This is a genomic window from Variovorax sp. RCC_210 (assembly GCF_041355175.1).
Classification (GTDB): domain Bacteria; phylum Pseudomonadota; class Gammaproteobacteria; order Burkholderiales; family Burkholderiaceae_C; genus Variovorax.
On sequence record NZ_JBFUPJ010000043.1, the window covers coordinates 1 to 1,404 of the forward strand.

General features: G+C 62.5%; 1 protein-coding gene. It reads right to left on the reverse strand.

Annotated elements, in window-relative coordinates:
- Nucleotides 1-278: 278 nt before the first annotated feature.
- The gene (locus AB6807_RS39350; RefSeq protein ID WP_371088810.1) at nt 279-1,322 is read right to left on the reverse strand and encodes an IS110 family transposase; all 1,044 of its coding nucleotides are present in this window, start codon (nt 1,320-1,322) and stop codon (nt 279-281) included.
- Between the last annotated feature and the right edge of the window lie 82 nt (nt 1,323-1,404).

Here is a 1,404-nt window from a genome sequence, read left to right on the forward strand (position 1 = left end):
GCTTCTCTGATCGGGCCATTTTGTCAAGCGCAGAGTATCTCGGTATTTGGCTTCGTCGAACAGAACGTCTCGGTGCAGCTCACGCTTCTCTACGCAGTCGGTCCCGGCCCGAAGGTCGGCGCTGCACGCATTGGTCAGACGGAGCGGAGAGCCACGCTTATGGACGCGCTTTGCAGCGCAGCAGTCATATACGGCTTCATCCGGACCATCGTCTACACCTCAACGCTCAAATCCTTTCGATTCAGTCAAGCAGTCCGTCAACGCGCCAGCCAACGCGCTCAGGCCTTCACGGCGACAGGCTCCTGTGAACCCCATCGGAACTCGGAGCCATCCACCCACATGCGGTGCAGGACGACGGCCAGTTTGCGCGCCACCGCGATCACTGCCCGTCGATGCCCTCGCGTCTTGGCAAGCCGCATTCCCCAGGCTTTCAGCGACGACCACTGCGCGTTTCGCGTGAGCAGCGAGTGCGCCGCCACATAGAGCGCTGATCGCACATCGGCATCGCCAGCTCGCGAGATGTGACCAGGGTTGTCCATCTCGCCAGATTGGTACCGTTTGGGCGTCAGGCCGAAGTGGGCTGCCACGGTACGTGACGACTTGAACCGGGCCGGGTCGTCCACGGCAGACTTGAAGGTCAGCGCGGTCACGGGACCGACGCCTGGGATCGACATCAGGCGCACGCACAAGGGATCTGCCTTGGTCAGCGCCTTGACCGCATTGTCCAGCTTCAGGTAGGTCTTGTAGAGCACGGTCCTCGCGTCAAGCAGCGGCACGAGCGCGCAGGACAGCATCTCGTCATCGGCGAAGGTCTGGCGCACCTGAGCGTCGAACGATCCGTGGCCCACACGCGGGGCCAGGCGGATACCGAACACGCGCAGGAGACCACGCAGTTCGTTCTCGAGGTCGACGCACTTCGCCAGGATCGCCTTGCGACTGGCCAGCAGCGCACGCACGCGATGGCTGTGCAGGCTCTTGATGTGCACGCGGCTGTACCAACCGGTGCGCAGGATCTGGGCGATGCCGCGCGCGTCGTTGCGGTCGGTCTTGTTGCGCATGGCGTCCAGGGTGTTCTTCACGCGTCGGGCCTCCAGGCAGATCACCTCGAAGCCTGCGGCCTGCAGGCCGTAGGTGAGGTACTGGCTCAGCGCGCCGGCCTCGAAGCCAACGGACTTCAGTTCTGGACTGAAGGCATGCAGCCAGTCGACGATGACGTCGACGTGCGCGTCGACCTTGCCCTCTCGACAGACTTCGCCACGGTCGTCCACGACGCAGATCGAGACGGATCTCAGGGATACATCGATTCCGGTGAAGTAGGTCATTCAAGCTCTCCTTCGTAGTGGATCTACGAGTCTAGGAAGAGAACTCCGCAGGTCAAATCAACCCGCCCGATCACCGATGCTT